The sequence below is a fragment of the Helicobacter sp. MIT 21-1697 genome (assembly GCF_026241255.1).
Classification (GTDB): domain Bacteria; phylum Campylobacterota; class Campylobacteria; order Campylobacterales; family Helicobacteraceae; genus Helicobacter_C.
Genome location: NZ_JAPHNC010000006.1, coordinates 1 through 25,075, shown reverse-complemented (window position 1 = coordinate 25,075; position 25,075 = coordinate 1). Strand labels below are relative to the sequence as shown.

The following is a 25,075-nucleotide window of genomic DNA, read 5'->3' as shown; positions in this document are numbered from 1 at the left end:
TCGTCAAGAAATTTTACTAATATTCTAAAAGCATTGCTTTTATCTGCCTATTTTAAAAGAAAATAAGTGGCAGATAGAATGCTTTGAAAATGGAGAGGGCAAGACAATTCATAATGTAAAAGACTTGCAAGAGAAACTAGAAATGCACCTAAAAGGGCATTAACGCATCTCCTCACAAATTTGCAAAAACTCCTGATAATACTTCCAAGATTCTATAATATCTGGGCGCACAGAGGATAAAAACTCTAAATGTCTTGCAAACACTACTTTGGCTTCAAATGCGAGTTCTTTATGAGTGCCTAAATATTGCAAAATCTGCTCTTCACTTATCTTTTTAGATTCCTCAATTTTCCTTTGCTCCTCTAAACGTGGTATAAATGTAAGGAGATAGGTTTTGATTTGCTCACAAGTTTTTGTATCTTGTTTTAGAATCTCAAAGTCTTTTTTCTCAATACACACAATAATACGTTCATAAAAACATTCTTGTTGAAAGAGAAATTGTGTGATGTCTAAAAAATTATCCAAAGCCTTTTTGTGCTGCCAAATATCCACTTCATCTACAGGGACTTTGACATAAATCCTCTCATCAAATGCAAAAATCTTATCTATTAAATGAAGCGCAATGCTTTCTTGCTCTGTTTGGATTCTAAAAACAAGAGGTAATAACCCCTCATAATAAGACACATTGACTTCAAACTTCTCTTTATCACTAGGCTTTGGAGCAGGGAAATGAAATTCTTTTGCCAAAGTATTCATTGTCTCAAAGGCTTTTTCACCTACAATGTCAGACATATCAATACATAGTATATCTTCATCTGCTATATTAATCAAAGCTTTTCTTAAATCTGTGTCGTGGAAATCTGTGAAGTTGTATTTCAAAGAACCCCTAATCGTCTCAAAACAAGGCTCATCTCCTTTGCCAAAAGTAGATTCATTCTTTTGCGTATCAAATCCATTGTAGCCTATAAGGTTTTCACAAATGAAATCTGGCTCTAGTGTGAGGCTTAGATTCTCCTCTTGCGCAACTTGCAGTCGCTTTCTCCTAAAGTTTATTCCGCTTTTTAAAACGCTTATGGGGTCTCTAACAAGATTTAAAGCTTTGGTTTGAGGGATTAACGCATACAACTTACCGCTATCTTTATCTTGCATATATTCTCGGATAGACAAATAGCCAAAATATAATGGGGGGGGGGGGCGAAATATAATCATAAGAGAGAATCTGCTCCCAATATTTTTCGTAGATTATTTTTGAAGAAGAGGGATAGCGAATGTAATCCATTCCTCCACAATTTAAGATAAAATGATTTAATCCCCTATTGCCTGAAGCGTGGCTACCAAAATAGATAAAAGAATAGCGTTTGGGCAAAGGGATATTTAACTCCCAAGCGATTTGAGGTGAAATGCGCTCATAATCTAAAGTGCTAGGATTAAGCAAAGGTGGATAGGGGTGATTGGCATACTTTTCTTTAAATGTGTCAGAAGTAAGCCAGAGTTTGATATTGTTGTATTCCTTGATAAAATACTCTAAAAAAGCATTGCTGGCATTATAAATATGGTGTTTTTTGCAAAACAAAATCATCTCTTTGGAACGAGCAACATCTAACCTACGCAGGATTTGAGCCATCATAAGCCGCTGAAGCAAAGCATAGATTCCACCTTTATGCGCCTTTTTATCTACGACATATTCAAGGGCATTTTTCAAGCCCCTTTGTTTTAAAATCTGCATTGTTTTGCTCATTCTTCCACTCCTTATTTAACTCAACTCGCCCTATTAGATTGGATTTACCCCACCTTTCTCGCACTCCAACAACGTGTAGTGTATTTGATGTCAAACTCTTTAGGTAAGCTTTGGCGCATTTTTGCAGTGATTTTATCAAAAATCTCTTGCCCCTCACTCGTCTCCAAATCCCAATAAGGATTTTTCACGCTTCTCCACGCTAAAATATAATTTTCCAAGCTTTGATGAAAATAAAAATCCTCTTCAATGTAAATAATATTATCAAACAAATCTTGATGTGCTTCAATCACAGGGCGTTGGTCTTCGCGTCTCACACCTCTTGTATAATTTGGCACGATAGATACAATCGCATTTTCTGCCTTTTGCTGAATGGGGTCGTTTAAATCCCTGTGATTCCACATACACGAAAAGTATCCCTTGCTCTTAAGCAATCTGTGTGCCTCTTTTAACGCCTCTGTCCTGTCCATTACATTAAAGCTACTGCCAAAAGTTACCCAATCAAAACTCCCGCTTTGCAATGTGGAATCCACACCGGTGGCTCTCACCCACTCTATCTTTTGCCCTTTGGTTCGCTCAATGCCAATCTCACGCATTGCGTCATTTGGCTCTACGCTAACTACTTCGCACCCTCGCTCTAGCAGCATTATGCTTAAGTTCCCTGTCCCAGCACCAATGTCGGCTACTTTTAGACTACCTGTCTTTTCCCCACGCGCTAAAGTAATCAGCATATCAATGCTCTTAGGTGCGTAATTTGGGCGAAACTCATAAAATTTCGCGTGCTTTGTATAGTCCCAAACTTGTTCTACTATCCTATTCTGTCCTGTCTTGTTCTCTTGCATTGTTGTTTCCTTTGTACGTTGCCCAATGCAAGAGAAAAGAAAGAGAACTATGCCTTAGAACCTCCTTTCGCATTGGACTTTCTAGCCGTCCAAGCGCGAATCTTGTAAGGAATCTCTAAAGTTTGCAATCCTAAGATTTTGGATTCTATCATTTCCAAAATCTTTTTCCATCTTTGTTCCCCTGCTTGGGCTTGTATATCATTTACCGAGTGCCACGCTCCTAGATAACGCGCCTTGTCCATTATCTCTATATAATCGCACTCCATAAAAAAGCAATCTGTGAAATCCCCTGTGGAGACGAGGATTTCTTCCCATTTTTTGACATTTTGTGTCCCGCTACTCACTCTAGCAAGCTCTGGAACAATATTCTTAATCTCTTGTTCAATTTCATAGAATACAGAACCCTCTAGGATATTTCTAGGATTCCATATAGCAGTGAAATACCCCCCCCCCCCCGCAGAAGTATTGTGAGCAAAAGTATTGTAAGAGCCATTTTGAGCCGCAGAATTTTTTAAGATTCTCGCAAACTCGGGCAAAGATTTCTTAGGGTCAGTCCAATGGAAGCTACTTGCCATAATCACCCAATCTGCGATTCCACTTTGCACACCGGTTTCCTCTCCACTTCCTTTTTGCCACTTGATATTTGTGTCTTTTGTATAGGCGATGCCCTCCTCTCTCATTGCGTCATTTGGCTCTACGGCTAAGACTTGCATTCCAAACTCGCTTAGCATTTTGGTTAGTTTCCCTGTCCCCGCACCCACTTCTACGATTTGCAAATCTTTAAGATTCTTTTGCTCATCATTAATACAAGCAACGAGCTTCTCTAGCAACATCGGGCTATATGCCGGACGATTATGATAGGCTTTCGCCACTTGTGTAAAATCACCTTGTTTCATTATTTGAGTCTCCTTGAATTTTTTTTTAATTAACGATTAAATCAAAGTATAGCAAAACATTAATAACCTTAACTTGCCTAAGATATTTCCTCACAAATTCGTAAAAACTCCTGATAATACTTCCAAGATTCTATAATATCTGGGCGCACAGATTTAAGAAATGTGAGATGAGAATCAAATACTTCTTTTGCTTTAAGACATAAATCTTTATGCAATTTAAGATATTCTAAAATGTCTTTTTCGCCAAATCTCTTTGCCTCTTCAATTTTCCTTTGCTCCTCTAAACGTGGTATAAATGTAAGGAGATAGGTTTTGATTTGCTCACAAGTTTTTGTATCTTGTTTTAGAATCTCAAAGTCTTTTTTCTCAATACACACAATAATACGTTCATAAAAACATTCTTGTTGAAAGAGAAATTGTGTGATGTCTTGATAATGCTCAAAAGCATTTTTGTGCTCAACAAATTGCCCTAATTCTATGTAGAATCTACTATCCGAACAATAGGCATTATCCAAGAGGTAAATATATATATTCTTGTAAGCAAACTTTATGGGCAACACTCCCTCATATAAACCTGCCTTGACTTCAAACTTCTCTTTATCACTAGGCTTTGGAGCAGGGAAATGAAATTCTTTTGCCAAAGTATTCATTGTCTCAAAAGCTTTCTCACCTACAATGTCAGACATATCAATACATAGTATATCTTCATCTGCTATATTAATCAAAGCTTTTCTTAAATCTGTGTCGTGGAAAGTCATATCCAATAAACTTAACCGAAATGCACTTGTTCGCAGTGTAGGATACTTGCTGTATTGCCAATCCCAAGTAGCGCATTTTTCATTATAATACCAATCTGGATATTGTATGAGTTGCTCAAAAATCTCACTAGGACTAAGAACAAGCTCAAATACTTGTGTAAAACTATGCCTACAATGATACGAAGTATAGCTCTTAAGCATACCTATTGGATCTCGAACCAAACAAAGTGTTTTTCCTTTGGGGATAAGGGCATAAAGCTTGTCTTTATATTTATCATTAAGCATATATTCTCGGATAGACAAATAGCCAAAATATAATGGGGGGGGGGGCGAAATATAATCATAATTCCTCATAATTTGCTTAAAGAAACAAAAATAAGATTCTTTTGCCCAAGATTTGCCATTACACGGAGATGATTGCACACAATAATTTAATCCCCCACATCTCCTCAAAAAACTCTCCAATCCCCTATTACCCGAAGCGTGGCTACCAAAAAACACAAACAGATAATAAGGTGGTAAAGGCAAATTCAAATCCCACGCAACTTTAGCAGTAATTTTCGTATAATCCAACTCTTGGGGATTAAGCAAAGGTGGATAGGGGTGATTGGCATATTTTTCTTTAAATGTATCAGAATCAAGCCAGAGTTTGATATTGTTGTATTCCTTAGTAATCAAATCTAAGCTAGCTTCATTCTCAATCAAAATATGGTATTTTCTCAAATAAAAATAAAATAATGGGGCATAACCTGATTTTATAATTAAGATAAACATTCTTGTAGTGAGATAAAATTTACTTCTTTTAATTTTGCTTGTTTTTTTCTTAACTTGATATGCAAAAGCATATTTTAAGCCCATTCTTTTATAAATTTTTGTTGTTTTAGATTGTTTCATTATCATTCCCCCTAATCATCTTAATCATTTATATTATTAATGAATCTAAGTAATTTTTCACAAAAACGTAGTGCTAAACCCAAATCCAATACCCCACAATCAATTCAAGAAGTGCTAAAAACAGCACAGGCAGAGTAATTACAAATGCTACAATCATATAACGCATAAAACTAATGTGAATTCCGTGAACTCTAAGGCTTTCTAGCCAAAGGGTAATATAGCACATTTTAAGTAACCGCAGGGTATCATTAAACACTTTACCTTAAAATTTACAAAAGAAGTCTCAACAATGAAAAATAAGTCTCAATTTTTGAAAATATTATGTGCCACTTTGTTTGCAGGAATGCTTCTAGCAAACATTGGCGTTGCAAGCCAAAATAATCCAACAAAACAAACCAACGCTACCTTATTGGAACATTGGAGTGATATAGAGGAATTTTCCCACTCTGATTACTTCTATGCCCCATATTCTGGCACATCAAGGCTAAGTAGCAATGCTTTTAGCATAAAGATTCTAAAGCACAATGAAAATACTTTACAACTAGGCTTTTTGCTTGAAAGCGCGATAAATGGTGGCGCAAGATTGAGAGAATGGGGCAATGAGGGTTCTTGCTATAAAGAAAATGAGATTAAAGATGAACCCATTGTGCTTTTGCAGCCTTTAAGTCCTACAAAAGCACAGATTCTCTTTCCCGCTTTTCCACAATGCACCCTAATAGCACAAAGAGATTCTAGTCATTTGCGCATAGATATAGAGGAACACAAAGCAAATAAAGCCTGTGCATTTTTGAAGCAGAAATGCACATTTGATGTGGGAGAAGAGTATTATATCGCAGATGAATATTACAAGCTTAAAGCTGGATTTGACTGCACAAAGGCAAGAAGTGCGAGTGAAAAGAGCATTTGTTCTAATCCCTCTCTAGCAGACCAAGATAGAGTCAATAATGTCTTGTATCTTGGCGCAAGAGAATATATAAAGACTCTCGCTTTAGAAGAAGTAATGTCATACACATACAAAGACAATCAAGAATCTATCAATATCAATGAGTTAGATTCAAAACTTATAAACACTCTGCAACAAGAGCTAGAGGCACAAAAAACCCTTATGTTAAAAGAGCTTTTAAACACTCAAAGAGCGTATTTAAAAAAGAGAGAATCTTGCAGAGGAAATGCAAAGTGCATAAAAGAAGTGATGAGTGAGAGATTTTATGAGCTAGACTATCCTAGCCCAAGAGAAGAAATAAGGGATATAGACGAAGCATTGCAAAAATTTATACCTCAAAGAAAGGATTAATATGAAAATGCCACCACTAAATGAACAAGAACGCGCGGTTCTTTTGCATAAAGCCACTGAAGCACCCTTTAGCGGTATTTATACAAATCATTTTGAAGAAGGCACATATCTCTGCCGACAATGTGGCACACCACTTTATGATTCTGTGTCTAAGTTTCCTACCCATTGTGGTTGGGCAAGTTTTGATGATGAAATCAAAGGCGCGATACAACGCATACCCGATAGTGATGGTGTGCGCACAGAAATCATCTGCGCTCATTGTGGCGGACATTTAGGGCATATATTTGAAAATGAGGGCTTTACACCTAAAAATACGCGCCATTGCGTAAATTCACTCTCACTTAGCTTTTGCAAAACTCAACAATAAAAAGCAAAGAACAGAACTACCCCATACGAGCGAGTTCTTCGCTTAAAAAGCTCTTCCAATGTTCAGGTGTAAGGGCTTTAGCAGTAATAAATATATCCTTATCACCGCGCCCAGAAATATTAGCAATGATTTTTTTACCCTTTATATCTTTACATAAATGTATCACTGCCGCAAGTGCGTGGCTAGATTCCAAAGCAGGGATAATACCCTCACATCGTGCGAAAAAGGCGAGTGCTTCTAGGGCTTGTTTGTCTGTGGCAGATTGAAATTCCACGCGTCCAACCTCATACAAGTGCGCTAATTGAGGTCCAATTCCTGCATAATCAAGTCCTGCAGAAATAGAATGAGTTTGACTTAGCTGACCATCTTCATCTTGTAAAAAAAGGCTCTTGTAACCTTGTGCAATGCCCTCACTCGCATTTGCTGTATTAATCCTAATAGCGTTTTCTCCTATTCCATTTCCTACACCTCCAGCCTCAACGCCAATAAGTCGCACACGCTCTTCTTTAAGATAATGAGTAAAAAATCCCATAGCATTACTTCCTCCACCTACACAAGCCACCATAATATCAGGCAAGGAGCTAAAATAAGCCTTTGTTTGCTTTTTAAGTTCCTTGCTTATCACACTTTGCAAATCTCGCACAATATCAGGATAAGGATAAGGTCCAAGTGCGCTCCCTAGCACATAAAAACTATCTTCACTTCTTTTACTCCACTCTCGCAATGCTTCATTAACTGCATCTTTAAGTGTTTTGCTTCCGCTGCTCACACTATGAACTTTTGCGCCAAAAAGTTCCATATTAAATACATTAGGACGCTGTCTTGCCATATCTATCTCGCCCATAAAAATTTCACAATCTAGTCCCAATCGTGCGCACGCTGCTGCTGTGGCTAATCCGTGCTGTCCTGCTCCGGTTTCGGCAATGACGCGTTTTTTCTTCATATGCTTTGCTAAAAGTACCTGCCCTAGCGCATTATTAATTTTGTGCGCACCTGTATTTGCCAAACCTTCAAACTTCAAATAAATATCATTTTTGAGAATCTTTGAGGCATTCCCCGCATAAATAAGTGGTGTCGGACGCCCTACAAAATGCTTAAATAAGCTTTTAAGCTCTTTTTTATAAGGTTTGCTCATAAACACACCACGATATGCTCTCTCTAATTCCTTTAAGGCAGGGAGCAAGATTTCAGGAATATATTGCCCTCCAAAAGCGTGATTGCCACCTTTTTCTTCCCCAAAATAACCATTTTTGGATTCTGTAAATATTTTCTTTTTCATTTCTGCCACTCTTTATTTTAAAATCACTTAGATTATAGAAAAAAACGCATTAGCTTCACTTTAAATAGCATTCTTTTTAAGCAAATTTGGTATAATCATCGCTTTTTAACTTTACACACATTGGAGGATACTATGAGCGCACTTACAAAGCCACAGCTTATGGGACATATCATTGCAGGGTATCCAAGCTTTGATTTCAGTTTGTATGCGGCACTTGGTATCTGCCAAGCAGGTGCAAGTTATCTTGAAGTGCAGTTCCCATTTTCTGACCCAAATGCCGATGGAATCGTTATTGAAGAGGCGTGTAATAAGAGTATAGCACAAGGATTCAAGGTATCTCAAGGTTTTGCCTTGTTACACACACTCTCACAACATATAAACAAAGATAATAAACAGCCCACGCGGCTTATCATTATGACTTATGCTAATCTTATCTTTCGCTATGGCGTTGAAGCATTTATTAAAGAAGCCAAAAAAAGCGGTGTATGGGGGATAATCGCACCTGATTTACCCATAGAATCTGATGAATCTCTTCGCAAACTTGCAAAAAAGCACCACATTTGCATCATCTCTCTTATCGCTCCAAAGGCAAGTCTGCCACGCATTAAGAAAATTGCTCAAATCAGTGATGAAATCGTATATGTCGTGGCACGCGCTGGAATCACTGGAGAAAAAACGCATATTGATAACACACTTTTTGATTGGATACATTGTATTAATAAACATTGCAAAAAACCTATCGCACTGGGCTTTGGGATAAATTCCTACGAACAAGTAAGTGCATTAAAAGATAAAGTAGATATTATCGTGGCTGGTAGCTATTTTGTGCGCTATATTAGCGAACTTAGCACGCAGCAGTTTAGTCCGCAAGATTATACGCACAAACTTGAAAAACACACACAAATGTTAATGGGCTGGAACAAAGAAACATAAATGGAACTTTTTATACTTTTATTCATCTTGCTGTCTATCCTTGTGGTATGCGGAAGTATTGCCGGTCTTATAGCATATTTTTCCACCAAAAGGTTACAGGAGCATTTAAACACTCTCAATACGCAAATTATTGCTCTTAAATTTGCCCTCAATAAAGATAAACAAAGCGAAGTTTTACAAAAGAAAAATCAAATCAGCGAAAATGGAGAATCTACCCCGATTCCACAAGTATTTTCACAAAGCTCAATTCATTTGAACAATCCTACAACAAAGCCATCACATACACAAGAAAACTCAAAGTTTGCTCTAAGCGAAGATTCTAACCCAAAAGCCACCTCAAAAACTATGCAATCAACGCAATCACAAGCTCTTAAACAAAAAGATTTTTTTGACTTTGAGTGGCTTTTCACGCAAAAGGTAATGGTGTTTTTAGCCGGAATTTTCTTTATTTTTGCAGCTTTTTTCCTTATCCGCTATTCCTTAGAGCATAATTTGCTTACCCCTGTGGTGCGCATAAGTCTGTGTATAGGCTTTGGAGGGATACTTTTTGTAAGTGGTATATCTTTGCACGTTGCTCATCATCGCAGTATTTTTTATAGAATCTACAACCTTTGCACCCTGTATTTTAAACGCATTGCAAAAATACAGCCCTCAATACCCCTTAATACTTCTACTTTAAATTCCTCTACGACAAAAACACTACAAACAATCGCTCAAACCCTCGTTGGTTCTGCGCTTGTAGTGCTCTTTTTTAGTTTTTATGGAGGCTTTAAGGTTTATGGATTCTTTGGCGATTTCTTTACTCTTGTAGTTTTAAGCTTTATAGCACTTGTAGGCTTAGTCTTAAGTGTGCGTTTTGGCATAGTTATTGGCATTTTTGGGCTACTTGGTGGCTTTGCCACGCCTCTTTTACTCTCAAGCGGTGCTTATAATGCTATTTTTGTTTTTAGCTATTTGGGTATGTTTTATGCGATAAGTCTCTATTGTACGCTTAGATATGCGTCTTCTCAAGTGCAGATTCTCTATTTAATAACCCTTGCAAATGCCCTTATGTTTTTATATATGTGTCATTTTTTGATGTTTTTTGCTTTTATAAATTCTGCTCCGCTAATTTTCTTTATCCTCTGTGGTGGTATGTTTATAAGCAATATAATTTTACTCGCAAAGTTTTCTTTGCCTAAAGATTCGTATTTATTCCTTGTTTTTGTGGGCTTTAGTGCGCTCTGCCCTTTGCTCTTTATATTTTTCCTCATCAACCGAGAGGATATGGGCGTAGCTTTAGATTGGCTAGAATATGCTTTTTTAGCTGCACTTTGCATATTGAGCTTACTTGTGCCTTGTATGCGCTCATTACAAAAGCAACTTAGCCTATTTGCGCTACATCTGCCCTTGATAGCAAGCTTTGCTTTTATAGTATTGCTTTTTTGCATAATGCGAGAACACACACCTTTTGTAATTTTTAGCATAATGTTTTTTGGAGCAATCTCTGCTTATCTTTTACTAAGCAAAGCTAAAATAATGTATCTGTGGCTACAATTTGTGGTTGTATGCGGCTTTAGCATAATGATGTATGCAAATGGCAAAGACACATTATATGTATATTGCGTATGGTTTGCAATGGGCATTTTTGCATATAGCTATGTGTGCAAATATATCAGCGCACAATGGGCGAAAGCAAGAAGCCTTGATTATCTTTTATTGCTTTATAGTATTTTATGTGCCATAGGTGCAACTGATTTAAGCGGTATGCCCTTTGTAATATGGGTGCTAAGTGGGCTTATTTTCGCATATCTAGGTGGGCAGATTCTCAAACGCAATATCGCATATTTTGAATATATTTTTATCACTCTTGGGATATTAGCAAATATATTCTCAAGCGAGGGCTTATTGTTTATAGAGTGGTTAAGAATACCGCTAACTGAATATTCTCCGCATATTTTCAATACATTACTTGCTCTACTTGGAGTAATAGGCACTCATTATGACTTAAGCATTCTTTTACTCTCTTTTGGCTCTTGTGCGGTTTTGCTTTTTATCTTAAGGCACAAAACTTACACATTTCACACTCTTGTCAATATCACTTTGCTGAGTATCTGCTGTATAAGTGTGATTTTAATGATACAAAAGCCAATCTCTATCAATCTCTTTAGGGAAAATCACCATATTCCTTATCCTCTTGGCACATTATGTATTGGGTTTTTAGCACTTATTATGGGAAAATATATGTATGTCATCAATACCCTAAGCACAAAGGCACAATCGGCTTATGTTTTTGTATTGAGCTTTTTGGGTGTGAAGTTTTATTATGATGTGATTATTTTTGGCATATTTGCATACAATCCGCTTATAGTGTTTCTTCCTCATTGGAATCTTGATGATATGACTCTTTTCCTTGTTGGATTAATAGCTTGCCTCCTCATTGCGTGGCATTTCCAAAGTATATTGAGATATTTTCAAGATTCTGCATATTATAGGCTAAAAGTTATCCTCTATGCAAATTATAGTCTTGTTTTTATACTTGGGCTTATAGCGTTGCTTTTTAGTGTGGCGTATGGGTTTTACTTTTATGAGATTCTTACACAACCTAATGGCGCAGACCTAAATTGGCATTTTTGGCATAGGAGTGCATTGCAAGATTATACTTATTCGGTATCTTTGGTGCTATGTGGAGTGATACTCTTATACTTTTGTATCAAAAAGAATATGAAAATTTTTAGAATCTACTCTCTTTTACTCTTTATCCTTGCTGCCCTAAAAGTTTTTTTGCTTGATACAAGCTCATTTAGTGGCATTGCTAAGATTGTGCTTTTTATCTTTATGGGCATTATTTTTCTTGCACTCTCTTATATCTATTCTCGCTATATGGGCAAAGAAGAAACTAAGGCTCAATGATATAAGGCACAGAGCGCACACCTGTGCCTGCCACAGCTTGTGTAAGTGCCATAGCAGCTTTTGTGTCCATAGGCTGCCCTTTAGATTGAGGCGTGTAAAGCTTTTTGAGCATAGCAATATCTTTGGCTTGATTACCGCTTTTATTTTTGAGTGCATTTGCAGCTTTGAGCATAGAATCTTCACCCAAAAATCCTACAACCAACAACTCCACATTTGTATTCTCTAAATGCTTATTGAGATTTGCAAATTCTTTTTGGCAGTAGGGACAATTAAAATCAGATACGATATACATTGTTTTGTTACTTGGCTTTTTTGCCTTAAAAGAAAAAACATTTGCTTTTTGGGCTTTAAAAACTGCTTTGAGTTTTGCACTCACTTTTAACTTTTCTTTTTCATATAAATTTTTATAAAACTCTTGCACACGAGATTCTATATTTTTATCTTGGGCAATCAACACTTCAGCTTGAAATAACATTTTGCCATCATCAGTAGCTAAAAAAGGCGCTTGCTGATTATTCACCTCCACTATAACCATACTCAAGCCACTCCCCAAATCACTGCTTGAGATGATAGTTCCTTGAATCTTATTGGCTTGGAGTGTTTTTTGTAGCTGTGCCTTATCAGCCGCGCCATAGCTCACGCTCCATATCAAAAATAATGCGATTAATCCTTTTGTAATATTCATTTTCTACTCCTTTATTATAAAGAATATGTGATTATAGTCTTTATGAGTAATTTTTTAGAATCTTTGTCAATCAGCATTTTTACATTGCTTGGGCTTCATCAGACTGCACAGGAGCAGATTCTATCCGTTTGAGGTAGCCTTCTTCAATCATAATTTCCACAATGCGTCTAAAAATTGGAGCGGCAGTGCGTGCGCCATAATAATCATCTTTTATATCAGATTCAAAAGCCACGACACCAATCGTATAAGCATTGCTCTCATCTTGTGCAAAGCCAAAAAATGAGCCATTATACTTACTATCATATCTGCCATTAAGAGCAATTTTAGCCGTGCCTGTTTTACCACCTGTAATAATGCCCTCCACTTGAGCTATTTTAATCACCTTTTGCACAACTTCAATCAGCGTATGATAAACTTGTTGCGCTGTTTGTGGGGAAATAATAGCTATTGGCTCAAGTCGTTTTGGGACATACTTTTCTCCACTTGGAGAGGTTACATATTCACTCACGCGAGGTGTTATCAAATATCCACCATTACTAAAAATTGCATAAGAGCGCAAGAGCTGCATAAAAGTTGCGCGCATTCCATAGCCATAGCTCACGCTTGCGCGATATACTTCGTTATTAAAAGTTTTAGGACTTGGCACTAAACCCGTTTTCTCATAAGGTAAATCAATCCCGCTTAATTCCCCGAATCCAAAAGCGTGCAACGCAATATGATATTCATTAGGCTTTAAATCTTTAGAAATTTTTACCATACCAATATTGCTAGAACGCACAATAACATCTTGGACACTCGCACTTTTGAGAGGGTGCGTATCGCGTATAGTATAGCTTTTAAGCTTATAGTAGCCATTATCAAGCTCAATTATATCATCTGGACTTACCATACCCTTTTGCAATAAAATCGCATAAATAATGGGCTTAATCGTGCTACCGGGCTCATAAGAGTATTCAATAGCATTAAGATTAAGATGTGGATAATCTTTTCGCTGAATATTCTTTGGGTCAAAGCGATTTGAAGTTGCAAGAGTAATAATCCTGCCTGTTTTAGAATCCATAACTCCTGCGATAATCTCACGCACTTTGTAACGTTTTTTTGCCTCATCAAGTTCAAACTCAATTTTGCGCTGTAAGCTCAAAGGAATGCTAAGCGTAACATCAAAGCCATCTTGCCTGTTTTGAATCTGCGCGGATTTATTGGCAATCACATTAAAACCTACATCTCGTTTGCCCGTGATATTGCCATCTTGCTTGGGAGAGAGTATATCATTATAATATTTTTCCACACCCTTGACACCATCAACGCGCGTGATATTTTGATTCTCAAATTTACGCGTATAGCCTATGAGCGGCTCAAGGATATTTTTATATACATAATTTCTATTATTGCCGCTCACTTCAATGCTAAGCCCCATTTTTTGTATCACGCGTCCCCTCTTGTCTTCATATTCACGAAATACATCATATCGGATAAGAATAAGGTTGAGATTCTTTAAATTTGTCGCCACTGCGGAATTAAGCGTATAAGAAAGCACTACATAGCCCTTTTGAGATAATTTTTTACTAATCTCATCTTTAGGAATCCCGCTATATATGGAAAAAAGCGTAATAAATAGTTCTTTTTTGTCTGGGTCAATGCTTTGAGTATTCACACTTGCTTTGTAGAGCTTATCACTATATGCAACCTCAAAGCCATCGCTTGTATAGAGACTACCTCGCACCGAAGTATCACTCTTGGTTGCTGTCATTGTGGGGAGTTTGCGGGGAGTTACCATTTTGACATACACAATGCTCAAAAAAATAACAAAACATAATACAATCAAGAAAAAAACAGATATAATCACACCTGTTTTTTTCGCATAATACGCCACAAATGCCCTTAGATTTGAGTTCTTAGAATCTCTTTATAAGCATTAATTGCTTTATTTCTCACTTCAAGCATTACTTTCATACTATTTTCTGCACGATTAATCGCAATCGCAGCTTGATGCAAATCTTTCACTTGTCCGCTTGCTATGTCTGCAAGAGCTTTTTCTGAAGTTTGCTGCTCTGTATTTACATCTTGAATAGAATCTTTAAGTGTTCTAATAAAATCAAGTCCATCTTGTCTATTTTTTGCACTCTCTAAATTCTGATTGCTTGTGCCAATAGGTTGAATATCATTTGTAATCACACCAAATTTATTAGCCATCTATTTCTCCTATGCTTGAAACATTGTAATTGCATTGCTCGCCATATTTTTTGCGCTCTGAAACGCTGCAACATTTGCTTGATATGCACGAGTTGCCTCTATTAAATCGGCCATTTCAACAACGGGATTAACATTAGGATAAGCGACATAACCTTCAGAATTTGCATCTGGGTGGCTTGGGTCATATTTCATAAGTGGCTCCCTGTCATCACGCACGATTTTTGGAATATAAACGCTCATTATAGCAGGTTTTGGTTCTTTTCCCAAATCGCCCTCATTTAATGGGTCTTCATATCGTAATTGCTGGTTATCTTTACCCAATTTTTCATTTAATACCTTATAAAAATCAAATGCGCGAAAAATCACTTCCCTTCTACGATATGGACCACCCTCATCAGTGCGCGTAGTATTTGCATTGGCAATATTTGATGAAATCGTATTAATACGCACTCTTTGTGCTGAAAGCCCATAACCGCTAATATCAAAACTTGAGAGAAACATATTTGCTCCTTTAATTTTATACCTTAGATATTTCTACCTGAATCCATAGCATAAGCGAAAATACCCTTATGCCGCTTCAAAGCACTTGTAAGTGCTTGATACATTGTGCTATTTTTACCCATTTCGCTTGTCTCTACATCTAAATCCACACTATTGCCATCATTTTTTGCCAAATGTCCATCGCGCCAAAACATTGTCGCAGTATCCTTATCTATGCGTCTTGTATCAAGGTGTTTGCTTGAAGTCTTAGCAAGTTCAAGCTTATAGCTTCTAGGTGCACCGCCAAAGATTTTTTTATTTTCTCGCGATAAATATTGCTCAAAATTCACATCTTTAGGGCGATAAAGGGGTGTATCAACATTGGCAAGATTTGAAGCAATCATATCTTGACGAATTGAACGATAATCAAGCGCTTTATGGACGATAGGATAAACCTTTGAAATATCTGCAATAGCCATTTTTAACCTCTCTTTGAGATAAATTATACAAACTATTAAAGCAAAATACATTCCAAAATTTACTCTCTTAATGTCCTCTATAAGTTTTTACGAATGGATATGCTCTAATGTCCTTAAGCTGCATTTTAGATTCTAAAATATCCTTATAAACCTGTTGCTGCTTAGAATCCCCAATTTCATACAGATTCTCTTTTGCAATCGCACTCGCACTTATTAGATTAAACCAAATGAGTGCTATATCTTTTTTCTCCTCATCACCAAGTCTTGCGTATCTACCATCAGTTGCTCGTAAAATAAAGCCATAAGCCACATAACGCCAATGAGCAATACTTTCAAAAATATTGCTTAAAGCATTACTCTCGGTAACTGCAAGGCTTTTTGTAATCATAGGATTATTTTTAAGCGCATTTTGATAATCCCCATTTGTAATCGCAATTTTAAGCATTTGTGTCGCTATTTTATTAATGGGGAGATAAATACCATTATCAAACAAAAAGAGTATGAGAGTTGCCGCGTCTGCATTACCCCAAAGTGCTGCTTGCATAAGAGCATTGAGTGCGCAAGTATTTAGCCCAGAGAGTGCAAAATGCGCATAAGCACTTACAAGCAAGATAGAATCTTGTTTGCTTAATCCCTCACACAGCAATTTTTCACCACTTAAAGCATACGAATCCAGAGCGATAAGCCGCCCTAAAAGTTCTTTGCTTGGTTGCGAATGTGTAAAATCCATAAAATACTGCACCTCTTTATCATTTATTTTTTGAGGCATAAAAGTCAAAATAAAGCCTATTTGCTCCTCTGCTACGCGTAAGCAAGTAACGCAAGGTGAGTGATAGTTCATTATCGCTCATTGCATAAGATAGACTTTAGCAAGTGTAGAATCTTTTGCCAATGTCGCAAGTTCTTTGATATGGGGATATTCTCCGCATCTCTTAGGGGCATTTTGCGAGACTTCATAATAGAATCTACAATCAAAGAAAGAGTTTTAGATTCAGCTTTTGCATTATATTTATATTTGATTGTATTGATATTTTTAAGATTCTCACATTGTAGCTTCCCGCCTAAATCTACCTTACTTACTTGCAAAAAGCCTTTTTCATAAATGCTTCTTTAAATTACGGCAGAGTAAAATCACTTGCATACACTAATGCCATAGAGATAACAAAACCTATAATATATCGCATTCACTTTCCTTAACTTGCTATTCACCTTGAGATGTAATGATATTTATATTGCAGATTCTATCGTTTTTAAGCAAGATTACACATTGAATCTAAAGTGCATCACATCGCCATCTTGCACGATATAATCTTTCCCTTCAATGCGCATAGCTCCGGCTTCTTTTGCCTTTGCCTCACCACCATATTTGATAAAATCCGCATAGCTAATACACTCTGCACGAATAAAGCCTTTTTCAAAGTCTTTGTGTATCACAGCTGCAGCTTTAGGTGCGCTATCTCCTTTTGTAATCGTCCAAGCTCGCACTTCTTTAACCCCTGCGGTAAAATAACTCATAAGCCCAAGTCGCGCAAAGCCCTCTCTAATAATCTGCGTTAATCCACTCTCCTTTGCTCCAAGACTCGCTAAAAACTCTCCTCGCTCCTCATCACTCATACCTACCATTTCCTCCTCAATCTTTGCACACAGCTTAATTGCTATGCCACCATTTTGGAGTGCGTATTCGCGCACTTTTTGCACAAACTCATTATCAGATTCTAAGCCCTCTTCATTCACATTTGCGCCATAAATCACTGCTTTATTGGTTAAAAATCGTAGTTCGCGATTAAGCGCGATAAACTCCTCGCTCTCGCATTTTGCAAAGCTTCGCACAGGCTTATTAGATTCCAAATGTGCTAAAAGCTCTTGTGCGATTGTGAGTTGCGCATTTGCGCCCTTTTGTGCCTTGCTCTCTCTTTGGAGTTTCTCAATGCGTTTATTTAAACTTGCAATGTCTGCAAAAAGTAATTCTAACTCAATGATTTCAATATCACTAATCGGGTCAATACGCCCCTCAATATGTGTGATATTAGAATCTTCAAAACAGCGCACAATATGCAAAATCATATCAGATTCTTTAATATTGGCTAAAAATTGATTCCCTAGTCCCTCACCTTTACTTGCTCCACGCACAAGCCCAGCAATATCTACAAACTCTACGACAGAATACTGAATCTTTTGGGGATTGACAATCTTAGCCAACTCTTGCAATCTTACATCTGGCACACTCACAACCGCCTTATTTGGCTCAATCGTGCAAAAAGGATAATTTGCCGCCTCTGCATTTTGCGCTTTTGTTAAAGCATTAAAAGTCGTGGATTTGCCGACATTTGGCAAACCTACAATACCAATTGATAATCCCATTTATGCTTTTCCTTGTGCTAAAATAAACTCTACCCCTGCTCTCACACCCGCGCCACTCGCGCCACTTGGATTAATATCCCATTCACGCTCCACATACGCAGGACCTGCAATATCAATATGAAGCCATTTTTGCTTAAATTCCTCTCTAATAAATTGGCTCAAAAACAATCCTGCGCTTATCGCCCCTCCATAACGCGAAGAGCCGACATTGCATACATCTGCGATTTTAGATTCTATGAGTTTTTTGAGATGGGCATTAAAAGGCAAGGTTGCCATAAGTTCGCCACTTTCAAGGGCGCATTTTTCAAATTGTGCCTTAAGCTTGTCATTATGTCCCATAATGCCACTTGTATATTCGCCCAAAGCAACCACACACGCTCCTGTAAGCGTGGCAAAATCAATAAGAATATCTGGCTTTAAATCCTGCGCATAACTCAAACAATCAACAAGCACCAAACGCCCCTCTGCATCGGTATTCCTTACCTCAATAGTTTTACCCTCACGCGAATAAAGCACATCATCAGGCTTATACGCATTACCACCTATCATATTTTCAGCTGCTCCCACGATTGAATGCACTTCAATCTTTGCACCTAGCTGTGCTATGGCTTTGATAATCCCCATAACTGCACAACCACCGCTTTTATCAGCTTTCATCGTTACCATAAAATCCGCAGGTTTAAGCGAGAGCCCACCACAATCATAAGTAAGCCCCTTGCCCACAAGCACAATGCGTTTTGTTGCACCTTTAGGCTTATAGCTGAGGTGTATCAAGCGCGGTGGATTGCACGAAGCACGATTAACCGCCAAAAAGGCATTCATTTTTTCCTTTTGCAAAGCTTCCTCGTCTAATATTTTGCATTCAAGATTCCCCACTTCTTTGCTCAAGTCTTTAGCATACTTCGCAAGGTATTTAGGCGTTGCCACTTGTGGAATCGTATTGATAATCTCACGCACTTCATTTACGCTTTGAGCAACTATATGCACCTTTTTAAGCACATTCACGCTTGCAACTTCATTGTCTTTATCAAGCAAGATAAACTCTTTAAGGGCAGAGCTTGGTGTTTTGCTCTTATAGCTCACGCATTCATACACTCCAAGCAATGCTCCCAAAAGTAAGGCGTACGCTTTAGAATCATCAAGTTTGCCATTGAGTGCCACACTTACACTTTTATAAGGCAATGCCCTAAAATACCGCGCGATACTCGCTCCAGCCTCTCGGATAGAATCAAGATTGATTACTTCCACACACACCAAAAGCAAAGCTTGCTCTTGCAAAAAAAACTTGCCCTCCCCCTCAAAACCAAAGCTTTTACAGAGCTTTGCATAAGGGGATTTTACAAAGGCACTTTTACTTATTAATAATGCTTGGGCACAACCTTTTGTGCCACTGAATGTATTGGTTTTAGAAATACTCACTTTCATACATTGCTCCTTAATGTTCATTTTGTTTTCTCTTTTTGCTCAAGCTCACTTTGAATCTTGGCTATCTTTTTATCCACCTTTTTTGTTTGTGAATGAAAATACCACCATACACCACCACCAATGATAATTGCAAGGGGTATAAGCAAATAAGGGTGTCCCTTAAACCAATCAAGGACGATAAAAATTTCTTCACCAAAATACCAAGTAAGCACGATTGTAATTGCCGCCCACACTTGCGCACTCAAAAAATTAATGGTAGCAAACTTAAGCGCACTATACCGCGTTGTGCCAATGCTCATAGGAATAATCGTTCGCATACCATACATATAACGTTGGATAAAAATAATGGGCCAACCATATTTTGTCAGCAGTAAATGTGCAAGAGCGAATTTGCGCCTCTGGGAAGTAAATTCCTCCTGAATCTTTTTGCGATTAAATCGCCCAATATAAAAGTAAATTTGATCCCCCACAAATCCACCAAGTCCGGCAATAAAAATAGCCATAAATAGATGCATTTTGCCATCGTGTGCAGCAAGTCCGGCAAAAATTAACCCTAATTCTCCCTCTAAAATACCCCAAAAAAACAAAATCACATAGCCCCAATTTTCTACATATTGTTCCCATAGCTGCGTGATAAACTCCTCCAATGAAAAATGAGATTGCTTATAAAGTATAAAAAATCCCACAATAAGCGCAATTATAATTCCCCACGCTAGAATACGTTTGGGATTCTCCTTTGCATAAGCAACCAACTTTTCTTTGGTATTCATTTATTTCCCCTCATACTCTACGATACTAAAAACTTTTGTATGAGATAAAAGTCTGCTCTCACCCTCTAGCCCTTTGAGATTAATAACAAACGCAGCTTCAACGCACTTTGCTCCAGCAGATTCTATAAGTTTTATACTTGCTAAAGCTGTGCCTCCTGTGGCTATTAAATCATCAATAAGAACAACTTTAGCATTTTTCTTATCTCTAAAAGCATCTATATGCAACTCAACTTCATCAAATCCGTATTCAAGGCTATATTTTTCACTGATAGTCTTATGGGGCAATTTGCCTTTTTTGCGTATAGGGACAAATCCTATGCCCAGCGCGTATGCAAGAGCTGAACCAAAAATAAACCCTCGCGCTTCAATAGCAGCTATAAAGTCAAGATTTTGATTCTCATATCGGTTTTTGAGGATATGTATCACTTCTTGGAATACCTCTGCATTGCCTATGAGTGTAGTAATATCCCTAAAAATAACTCCGGGCTTATAATCATATATTGCTCTTATAGAATCTGCTATTTTTTGCTTGTCCATTTGCTCTCCTTGTGTGTTAGATTCTAAAGCAGTGCTTCAATCTTTTGCTCTAAATCCTTAATGCGAGCCTTATATTTATCTGTTTCAATTCTATATTGAGAATTACGCGATTTAAGCACTTTAACCTCATTTTTTAAAGCATTCATCTCTTGGGTGAGAATATCTATGTTACCCAACGCCCTTTGAAGCTGAAGTTGATGTTTGCGGATAAGGATTTCTGCTTCATTGAGTGTGAGTTTCATAGAGGCAGAATTGCGCTCTTCTTTTTGAGCCACAGAGCGATAGAAAAATGTCCGCACAATCATATACAACACAAATAAAATAAAACCGGTTAAAAAAAACCATTTTGCAATGAAATTTCCTACACTTCCTTCCATACTTTCTCCTTACTTGATAGAATCTATCCTAGATTCCCTAGCTTTTCCACACGCACAAGGTGTCGCTCACCCTCAAATTCACTGCCTATAAAGTTCTCAAGGATTGACTCCACTTCGCCTATGCCACTAATGCGTTCTCCCATACATAGCACATTTGCGTCATTATGCGCACGCGCCATTTTTGCCATATACGCATCTGTGCAAAGTGCAGCACGAATATGCTTAAAACGATTAGCAGCAATGCTCATTCCAATTCCGCTTCCGCATATCAAAATACCTCTGCGATTTGCTCCCTCCCCCACTGCTTCACATACTTTTTTTGCATAATCAGGATAATCTACCCTTTCATCATTTTGAGGTGCTAAATCTATAACTTCAAAACCTTTTTGTTGCAAAAAAGAAATGACAAATGCCTTAATCTTAATCCCTGCGTGGTCTGTCCCTATGATATAAGTCATTTTATCTTTTTTCACTTTGGCATTGCCTCCCTAGCAGCTCTCTCAAGCCCCTCTGTGGTTTTAAACATTCTATCCCAACGAATTGTATAACGTTTGCTTTTATCCTCATCTGCCCCTGCTTCTTGAGAATTTGCCTTATTGAGGCTAAAGTATATAAACCACGGCTTACCAATAATATTTTTATAAGGCACACTTCCCCAAAATCTAGAATCAAAGCTATTGTTGCGATTATCGCCTACCATAAAAAACTCATCATCATCAATTTTTTTATAATACATACCATCAAGTTTAACCATAGAGCTTATCATTCGCCCATTGCTCATATCTGTATAAGCAATATTAGAATCTTGAACAAAAGATTCTTTTGATTCTGAAGTATATTTTTTCTGCCATAACTCGCAACTTTCCTCACCATCGCCCATATTTATCCCTTGATTACCCTCAACACACACTCTTTGATACAATTTTCCATTTTCATCTGCAAAATAACGCTCTGCACTCATTGGATTCTTATAAAATACACTTTGATAGGCAATACCGGGGTGTTGCCCACGATAAGGGTCTTTTACAAAAAGTTTGCCCAATCGCTCCACAATAATTTGCCCAGAATAATGTTCTCTCACATACTCATCTCCCTCAAATGGGTGGAGATACAAACCATCTTTATCAAAAATCACTTCATCACCACCTACTGCAAAAGTGCGTTTGACAAAATAAGTTTTTTCTATGTGCGGCGGAAGAAATACCACTACATCGCCTCTTTTTGGACGCTCACCTGCAATTAAATGCCCATTGCCAGAAAAATCAGGTAAAACATTAACTTCAATCCAAGGGATTCTAGGCGTGGGAATCCCATAGCTAAATTTTTTCACAAATAAAAAATCTCCCTCAAAAAGTGTCCCAACCATTGAACGCGTAGGAATCACAAATGCCTGCATAACAAAAAATATTAAAATAAGCACGATAATAATCGTTCCGCTCCAGCTTGAAGCAAATGCCCATAATATATTGAAAAACTTTTTCATACTTGCATCCTTTGTTCTAAACGATACATTGCAGCTTTATAGGTATTTTGGAGCAATGTAACAATAGTCATAGGACCTACGCCACCGGGCACAGGAGTGATAAAACTGCTCTTAGGTGCGACACTCTCAAAATCCACATCGCCAACAAGCACTCCAGATTCTAAACGATTGATACCAATATCTATCACAACTGCGCCCTCTTTAATCATATCTGCACTAAGCAATCCTACTTTACCCACAGCCACACATACAATATCTGCATTCTTTGTGTATTGCTTCACATCACGTGTAAGAATATGACAGCAGCTCACACTTGCTCCTGCATTAAGCATAAGGCTTGCAAGCGGCTTGCCCACGATATTGCTCATACCTACAATGACGACATCTTTGCCACTCACATCAATATCATAAGATTGAAGGAGATTCATTACACCAAGTGGGGTAGCAGGGACAAAGGTATCAACATTCACGCTCAATCGCCCTATATTAAATGGGTGAAAACCATCAACATCTTTTTTGGGATTGATTGCCTCAAGCACTTTGCTTGTCTGAATATGTGCAGGTAAAGGCAGCTGGACAAGTATGCCATCAATATTTGGGTCATTATTTAAAATCTCAATAACAGATAAGAGTTCATCTTGTGTAATTTTTGAAGGCATTTCGTGAGTAACAGAGTAGATTCCCACACGTTTGCACGCTTTTGCTTTCATCTGCACATAAGCGCAACTTGCAGGATTATTGCCAACTAAAATTACCGCCAAACCCGGCGTTACACCTTGAGAAACAAGCGCAGCAATTTGTTCTGTCAAATCACGCTCAAGGACTGCGCTCAAGGATTTGCCATCTAATAATGTCATTTTAAAACCTTTGTGATTATCATTGTGCTATTATAATATAAGATATTAAAGAAGTGAGGATTTATGAAAAAAAAGCTAATATTGCTTCTAGCAATAAGCCTAACAAATGCCGATGAGGGAATGTTATCAGAAAATCAATATGGCAAAAATCTCTATGAGAATCCACGAGGTATAGCTTGCAATAAATGCCACGGAAATAAAGGTGAAGGTGATGTTATAGCACGCTACAAACATAAAGGTATAGAAAAAACTTTGTTTGCGCCACGTATTAATAATATTGAATTTAGTGCATTTGCCAAAGCACTTCATACACAAAAGGGAGTTATGCCTATATATTTTCTCACTGATGAAGAGATTACAGCCATTTATATGTATCTTTATCGTCCTTGAGAGAGCTATCACAGATTCTCTCAAATGCTATTCTTGTATTATATATTCATTCACCTAACACCTCCTCCCACAAGGGCATAATGGCTTGCTTACTCAATCTTTGTGTTACTCTTATCTTTGCTGCCTCGCCTAGAGTTTTGCGCTTAGATTCATCACTCATTAATTCTATGAGTTTATCTGCAAAACCTTGTAAATCATTATCTTGCACAAGAAAGCCGGTTTTAGAATCTTCTATAATCTCACTTGGACCTGTTTTAATATCAAAGGCAATGCAAGGGAGAGCATAAGAACTTGCCTCTGCTAACACCATACCAAAACCTTCATTATGGCTTGTCATCGCATAAATACTTGCATTGAGATATTCAGATTCTATATCTTTTGTAAAGGGTTTTAGAAGTATAGAATCTTGCAGATTCTTTTCTTTAATTTTAGATTCTATTTGTGTTTTCATCTCGCCTTCACCCACAATGATAAGCTGCCAAGAATGTAATGGGGGGGGGGCATAGATGATTGCATTCTCTTTTGCGCTAAAGCCCAAATATCAATGAGACGCAAAAAGCCTTTCTCTTCACAAAATCTTCCTGCGCTTAAAACTACCTTTTGGCTTAAATCGGTATTTTTATTTGGTATAAAGGGAAGAAAATTTGGGATTAAAGCTATATGTTTGTAATATTTTTGATAGGCAAGCATATCTTGTTTTGTGAGAATGACAAGTGTGTGAAAATACCTATTTCTTGAGCGATATTTTTTAAAAATTTCGTGGATAATCCTAATGTAACGCACATTTTTTCGCTTCAAAAAGGGTGTGTAGCAATTATCATTAGCTATGGTAACATCAAAATTTTTGAGGATAGAATGCACCTGTATGTTGAGATAATGTTTGTAAAAGATTCTATAAAAAAAATTTCTTAAAATATCGCTCCTCATATACTCCTTGAAAGCGATTTCTGATATATTTTTATGTAAAAAATGCACTTTTATACTTTTATCTATGTGATAAGGTAAGGTTTCATTTGTCTGATAAAAACTTAATATTTCTACCTTGTGTCCTTTTTCATTTAAAGCATTAGCAAGATTCACAACAACTCGTTCAGCCCCACCAAATGTGCTTATATCAAAGATTGTGAGTAGGATTTTCTTCATAATAT

At 37.4% G+C, this 25,075-nt stretch carries 27 protein-coding genes and 1 pseudogene; 5 read left to right on the top strand and 23 right to left on the bottom strand.

The window, feature by feature from the left end:
- Positions 1–159: 159 nt before the first annotated feature.
- From OQH61_RS06730 to OQH61_RS06710, 5 genes are all read right to left on the bottom strand, one after another.
- Positions 160–1,209, bottom strand: coding sequence for a DUF2972 domain-containing protein (locus OQH61_RS06730; protein ID WP_266026609.1), 1,050 nt, complete (start codon positions 1,207–1,209; stop codon positions 160–162).
- Positions 1,139–1,738, bottom strand: a complete 600-nt coding sequence (locus tag OQH61_RS06725) for a hypothetical protein (RefSeq protein ID WP_266026608.1) — start codon at positions 1,736–1,738, stop codon at positions 1,139–1,141. The genes OQH61_RS06730 and OQH61_RS06725 overlap by 71 nt, the downstream gene beginning before the upstream one ends.
- 44 nt (positions 1,739–1,782) lie before the next feature.
- Entirely contained in the window at positions 1,783–2,577 is a 795-nt protein-coding gene (locus tag OQH61_RS06720; protein WP_266026607.1) for a class I SAM-dependent methyltransferase, read from the bottom strand.
- 47 nt (positions 2,578–2,624) lie between these two features.
- The gene (locus OQH61_RS06715; RefSeq protein WP_266026606.1) at positions 2,625–3,473 is read right to left on the bottom strand and encodes a class I SAM-dependent methyltransferase; all 849 of its coding nucleotides are present in this window, start codon (positions 3,471–3,473) and stop codon (positions 2,625–2,627) included.
- 77 nt (positions 3,474–3,550) lie between these two features.
- Positions 3,551–5,125: a DUF2972 domain-containing protein gene (locus tag OQH61_RS06710; protein ID WP_266026604.1), complete on the bottom strand. Its 1,575-nt coding sequence runs from the start codon at positions 5,123–5,125 to the stop codon at positions 3,551–3,553.
- A gap of 289 nt (positions 5,126–5,414) precedes the next feature.
- Between OQH61_RS06710 and OQH61_RS06705 the strand changes: the two genes are divergently transcribed.
- Both OQH61_RS06705 and OQH61_RS06700 read left to right on the top strand, forming a co-directional pair.
- On the top strand, positions 5,415–6,419 hold the full coding sequence (locus tag OQH61_RS06705; RefSeq protein ID WP_266026603.1) for a lysozyme inhibitor LprI family protein: 1,005 nt from the start codon (positions 5,415–5,417) through the stop codon (positions 6,417–6,419).
- Positions 6,420–6,426: 7 nt separating this feature from the next.
- Positions 6,427–6,786 carry a methionine-R-sulfoxide reductase gene (locus tag OQH61_RS06700; protein WP_266026715.1) on the top strand — a complete coding sequence of 120 codons (360 nt, stop codon included), beginning with the start codon at positions 6,427–6,429 and terminating at the stop codon, positions 6,784–6,786.
- Positions 6,787–6,802: 16 nt separating this feature from the next.
- On the opposite strand, the gene trpB is transcribed toward OQH61_RS06700, so the two are convergent.
- On the bottom strand, positions 6,803–8,065 hold the full coding sequence (gene trpB, locus OQH61_RS06695; protein WP_266026602.1) for a tryptophan synthase subunit beta: 1,263 nt from the start codon (positions 8,063–8,065) through the stop codon (positions 6,803–6,805).
- Positions 8,066–8,197: 132 nt separating this feature from the next.
- Between trpB and trpA the strand changes: the two genes are divergently transcribed.
- Together trpA and OQH61_RS06685 are read left to right on the top strand one after the other, a co-directional pair.
- Positions 8,198–8,998 carry a tryptophan synthase subunit alpha gene (trpA, locus tag OQH61_RS06690; protein ID WP_266026601.1) on the top strand — a complete coding sequence of 267 codons (801 nt, stop codon included), beginning with the start codon at positions 8,198–8,200 and terminating at the stop codon, positions 8,996–8,998.
- A complete protein-coding gene (locus OQH61_RS06685) occupies positions 8,999–11,890 on the top strand; it encodes a DUF2339 domain-containing protein (protein ID WP_266026600.1) in 2,892 nt (963 codons plus the stop codon). It begins immediately after the preceding gene.
- On the opposite strand, the gene OQH61_RS06680 is transcribed toward OQH61_RS06685, so the two are convergent.
- The 15 genes and pseudogenes from OQH61_RS06680 to folD all read right to left on the bottom strand — a co-directional run bounded on the left by OQH61_RS06680 (position 11,877) and on the right by folD (position 23,537).
- Positions 11,877–12,575: a hypothetical protein gene (locus OQH61_RS06680; protein ID WP_266026599.1), complete on the bottom strand. Its 699-nt coding sequence runs from the start codon at positions 12,573–12,575 to the stop codon at positions 11,877–11,879. The genes OQH61_RS06685 and OQH61_RS06680 overlap by 14 nt on opposite strands.
- Positions 12,576–12,654: 79 nt before the next feature.
- Positions 12,655–14,448: a peptidoglycan D,D-transpeptidase FtsI family protein gene (locus OQH61_RS06675; RefSeq protein WP_266026598.1), complete on the bottom strand. Its 1,794-nt coding sequence runs from the start codon at positions 14,446–14,448 to the stop codon at positions 12,655–12,657.
- A gap of 8 nt (positions 14,449–14,456) precedes the next feature.
- Positions 14,457–14,768: a flagellar hook-basal body complex protein FliE gene (gene fliE / locus OQH61_RS06670; protein ID WP_266026597.1), complete on the bottom strand. Its 312-nt coding sequence runs from the start codon at positions 14,766–14,768 to the stop codon at positions 14,457–14,459.
- Positions 14,769–14,777: 9 nt separating this feature from the next.
- Positions 14,778–15,269, bottom strand: a complete 492-nt coding sequence (gene flgC / locus OQH61_RS06665) for a flagellar basal body rod protein FlgC (protein WP_266026596.1) — start codon at positions 15,267–15,269, stop codon at positions 14,778–14,780.
- A gap of 23 nt (positions 15,270–15,292) precedes the next feature.
- The gene (gene flgB, locus OQH61_RS06660; protein ID WP_266026595.1) at positions 15,293–15,727 is read right to left on the bottom strand and encodes a flagellar basal body rod protein FlgB; all 435 of its coding nucleotides are present in this window, start codon (positions 15,725–15,727) and stop codon (positions 15,293–15,295) included.
- A gap of 67 nt (positions 15,728–15,794) precedes the next feature.
- Positions 15,795–16,568 carry a hypothetical protein gene (locus OQH61_RS06655; protein ID WP_266026594.1) on the bottom strand — a complete coding sequence of 258 codons (774 nt, stop codon included), beginning with the start codon at positions 16,566–16,568 and terminating at the stop codon, positions 15,795–15,797.
- The gene (locus tag OQH61_RS06650) at positions 16,568–16,813 is read right to left on the bottom strand and encodes a hypothetical protein (RefSeq protein ID WP_266026593.1); all 246 of its coding nucleotides are present in this window, start codon (positions 16,811–16,813) and stop codon (positions 16,568–16,570) included. Before OQH61_RS06650 ends, OQH61_RS06655 begins: the two co-directional genes overlap by 1 nt.
- Positions 16,814–16,987: 174 nt before the next feature.
- Positions 16,988–18,088 (bottom strand): redox-regulated ATPase YchF, encoded by a 1,101-nt coding sequence (ychF, locus tag OQH61_RS06645; RefSeq protein WP_266026591.1) that lies wholly within the window; start codon positions 18,086–18,088, stop codon positions 16,988–16,990.
- Positions 18,089–19,513 carry a leucyl aminopeptidase gene (locus OQH61_RS06640; RefSeq protein WP_266026590.1) on the bottom strand — a complete coding sequence of 475 codons (1,425 nt, stop codon included), beginning with the start codon at positions 19,511–19,513 and terminating at the stop codon, positions 18,089–18,091.
- 17 nt (positions 19,514–19,530) lie between these two features.
- Positions 19,531–20,283, bottom strand: a complete 753-nt coding sequence (locus OQH61_RS06635; RefSeq protein WP_266026589.1) for a DedA family protein — start codon at positions 20,281–20,283, stop codon at positions 19,531–19,533.
- Entirely contained in the window at positions 20,284–20,820 is a 537-nt protein-coding gene (locus OQH61_RS06630) for an adenine phosphoribosyltransferase (protein WP_266026587.1), read from the bottom strand.
- 23 nt (positions 20,821–20,843) lie between these two features.
- On the bottom strand, positions 20,844–21,197 hold the full coding sequence (locus OQH61_RS06625) for a hypothetical protein (RefSeq protein ID WP_011116209.1): 354 nt from the start codon (positions 21,195–21,197) through the stop codon (positions 20,844–20,846).
- Positions 21,198–21,220: 23 nt separating this feature from the next.
- Entirely contained in the window at positions 21,221–21,655 is a 435-nt protein-coding gene (rpiB, locus tag OQH61_RS06620) for a ribose 5-phosphate isomerase B (RefSeq protein WP_266026714.1), read from the bottom strand.
- A 137-nt stretch (positions 21,656–21,792) separates the two neighbouring features.
- A pseudogene (gene lepB / locus OQH61_RS06615) lies at positions 21,793–22,680 on the bottom strand (signal peptidase I); the annotation flags it as partial.
- On the bottom strand, positions 22,677–23,537 hold the full coding sequence (folD, locus tag OQH61_RS06610; protein ID WP_266026584.1) for a bifunctional methylenetetrahydrofolate dehydrogenase/methenyltetrahydrofolate cyclohydrolase FolD: 861 nt from the start codon (positions 23,535–23,537) through the stop codon (positions 22,677–22,679). The pseudogene lepB and the gene folD, both read right to left, overlap by 4 nt.
- A gap of 63 nt (positions 23,538–23,600) precedes the next feature.
- Between folD and OQH61_RS06605 the strand changes: the two genes are divergently transcribed.
- On the top strand, positions 23,601–23,927 hold the full coding sequence (locus OQH61_RS06605; protein ID WP_266026583.1) for a c-type cytochrome: 327 nt from the start codon (positions 23,601–23,603) through the stop codon (positions 23,925–23,927).
- Positions 23,928–23,973: 46 nt separating this feature from the next.
- Here OQH61_RS06605 and OQH61_RS06600 read toward each other — a convergent pair whose 3' ends face one another.
- Complete coding sequence (locus OQH61_RS06600; RefSeq protein ID WP_266026582.1) at positions 23,974–24,378, bottom strand: glycosyltransferase; 405 nt, start codon at positions 24,376–24,378, stop codon at positions 23,974–23,976.
- A partial coding sequence (locus tag OQH61_RS06595; protein ID WP_266026581.1) for a glycosyltransferase occupies positions 24,375–25,075 on the bottom strand: 701 nt, incomplete at its 5' end. The genes OQH61_RS06600 and OQH61_RS06595, both read right to left, overlap by 4 nt.

What these genes read in the sequence shown, in the direction of transcription:
- OQH61_RS06640 (WP_266026590.1), bottom strand. Translation starts at nt 19,513, where the DNA reads ATGAAAGTGAGTATTTCTAAAACCAATACATTCAGTGGCACAAAAGGT.
- fliE (WP_266026597.1), bottom strand. Translation starts at nt 14,768, where the DNA reads ATGGCTAATAAATTTGGTGTGATTACAAATGATATTCAACCTATTGGC.
- OQH61_RS06630 (WP_266026587.1), bottom strand. Translation starts at nt 20,820, where the DNA reads ATGGACAAGCAAAAAATAGCAGATTCTATAAGAGCAATATATGATTAT.
- OQH61_RS06725 (WP_266026608.1), bottom strand. Translation starts at nt 1,738, where the DNA reads ATGAGCAAAACAATGCAGATTTTAAAACAAAGGGGCTTGAAAAATGCC.
- ychF (WP_266026591.1), bottom strand. Translation starts at nt 18,088, where the DNA reads ATGGGATTATCAATTGGTATTGTAGGTTTGCCAAATGTCGGCAAATCC.
- OQH61_RS06700 (WP_266026715.1), top strand. Translation starts at nt 6,427, where the DNA reads ATGCCACCACTAAATGAACAAGAACGCGCGGTTCTTTTGCATAAAGCC.
- OQH61_RS06635 (WP_266026589.1), bottom strand. Translation starts at nt 20,283, where the DNA reads ATGAATACCAAAGAAAAGTTGGTTGCTTATGCAAAGGAGAATCCCAAA.
- folD (WP_266026584.1), bottom strand. Translation starts at nt 23,537, where the DNA reads ATGACATTATTAGATGGCAAATCCTTGAGCGCAGTCCTTGAGCGTGAT.
- OQH61_RS06730 (WP_266026609.1), bottom strand. Translation starts at nt 1,209, where the DNA reads ATGATTATATTTCGCCCCCCCCCCCCATTATATTTTGGCTATTTGTCT.
- flgC (WP_266026596.1), bottom strand. Translation starts at nt 15,269, where the DNA reads ATGTTTCTCTCAAGTTTTGATATTAGCGGTTATGGGCTTTCAGCACAA.
- OQH61_RS06715 (WP_266026606.1), bottom strand. Translation starts at nt 3,473, where the DNA reads ATGAAACAAGGTGATTTTACACAAGTGGCGAAAGCCTATCATAATCGT.
- OQH61_RS06680 (WP_266026599.1), bottom strand. Translation starts at nt 12,575, where the DNA reads ATGAATATTACAAAAGGATTAATCGCATTATTTTTGATATGGAGCGTG.
- OQH61_RS06710 (WP_266026604.1), bottom strand. Translation starts at nt 5,125, where the DNA reads ATGAAACAATCTAAAACAACAAAAATTTATAAAAGAATGGGCTTAAAA.
- OQH61_RS06720 (WP_266026607.1), bottom strand. Translation starts at nt 2,577, where the DNA reads ATGCAAGAGAACAAGACAGGACAGAATAGGATAGTAGAACAAGTTTGG.
- flgB (WP_266026595.1), bottom strand. Translation starts at nt 15,727, where the DNA reads ATGGCTATTGCAGATATTTCAAAGGTTTATCCTATCGTCCATAAAGCG.
- OQH61_RS06625 (WP_011116209.1), bottom strand. Translation starts at nt 21,197, where the DNA reads ATGGAAGGAAGTGTAGGAAATTTCATTGCAAAATGGTTTTTTTTAACC.
- OQH61_RS06605 (WP_266026583.1), top strand. Translation starts at nt 23,601, where the DNA reads ATGAAAAAAAAGCTAATATTGCTTCTAGCAATAAGCCTAACAAATGCC.
- trpA (WP_266026601.1), top strand. Translation starts at nt 8,198, where the DNA reads ATGAGCGCACTTACAAAGCCACAGCTTATGGGACATATCATTGCAGGG.
- OQH61_RS06600 (WP_266026582.1), bottom strand. Translation starts at nt 24,378, where the DNA reads ATGAAAACACAAATAGAATCTAAAATTAAAGAAAAGAATCTGCAAGAT.
- trpB (WP_266026602.1), bottom strand. Translation starts at nt 8,065, where the DNA reads ATGAAAAAGAAAATATTTACAGAATCCAAAAATGGTTATTTTGGGGAA.
- OQH61_RS06705 (WP_266026603.1), top strand. Translation starts at nt 5,415, where the DNA reads ATGAAAAATAAGTCTCAATTTTTGAAAATATTATGTGCCACTTTGTTT.
- rpiB (WP_266026714.1), bottom strand. Translation starts at nt 21,655, where the DNA reads ATGACTTATATCATAGGGACAGACCACGCAGGGATTAAGATTAAGGCA.
- OQH61_RS06685 (WP_266026600.1), top strand. Translation starts at nt 8,999, where the DNA reads ATGGAACTTTTTATACTTTTATTCATCTTGCTGTCTATCCTTGTGGTA.
- OQH61_RS06655 (WP_266026594.1), bottom strand. Translation starts at nt 16,568, where the DNA reads ATGAACTATCACTCACCTTGCGTTACTTGCTTACGCGTAGCAGAGGAG.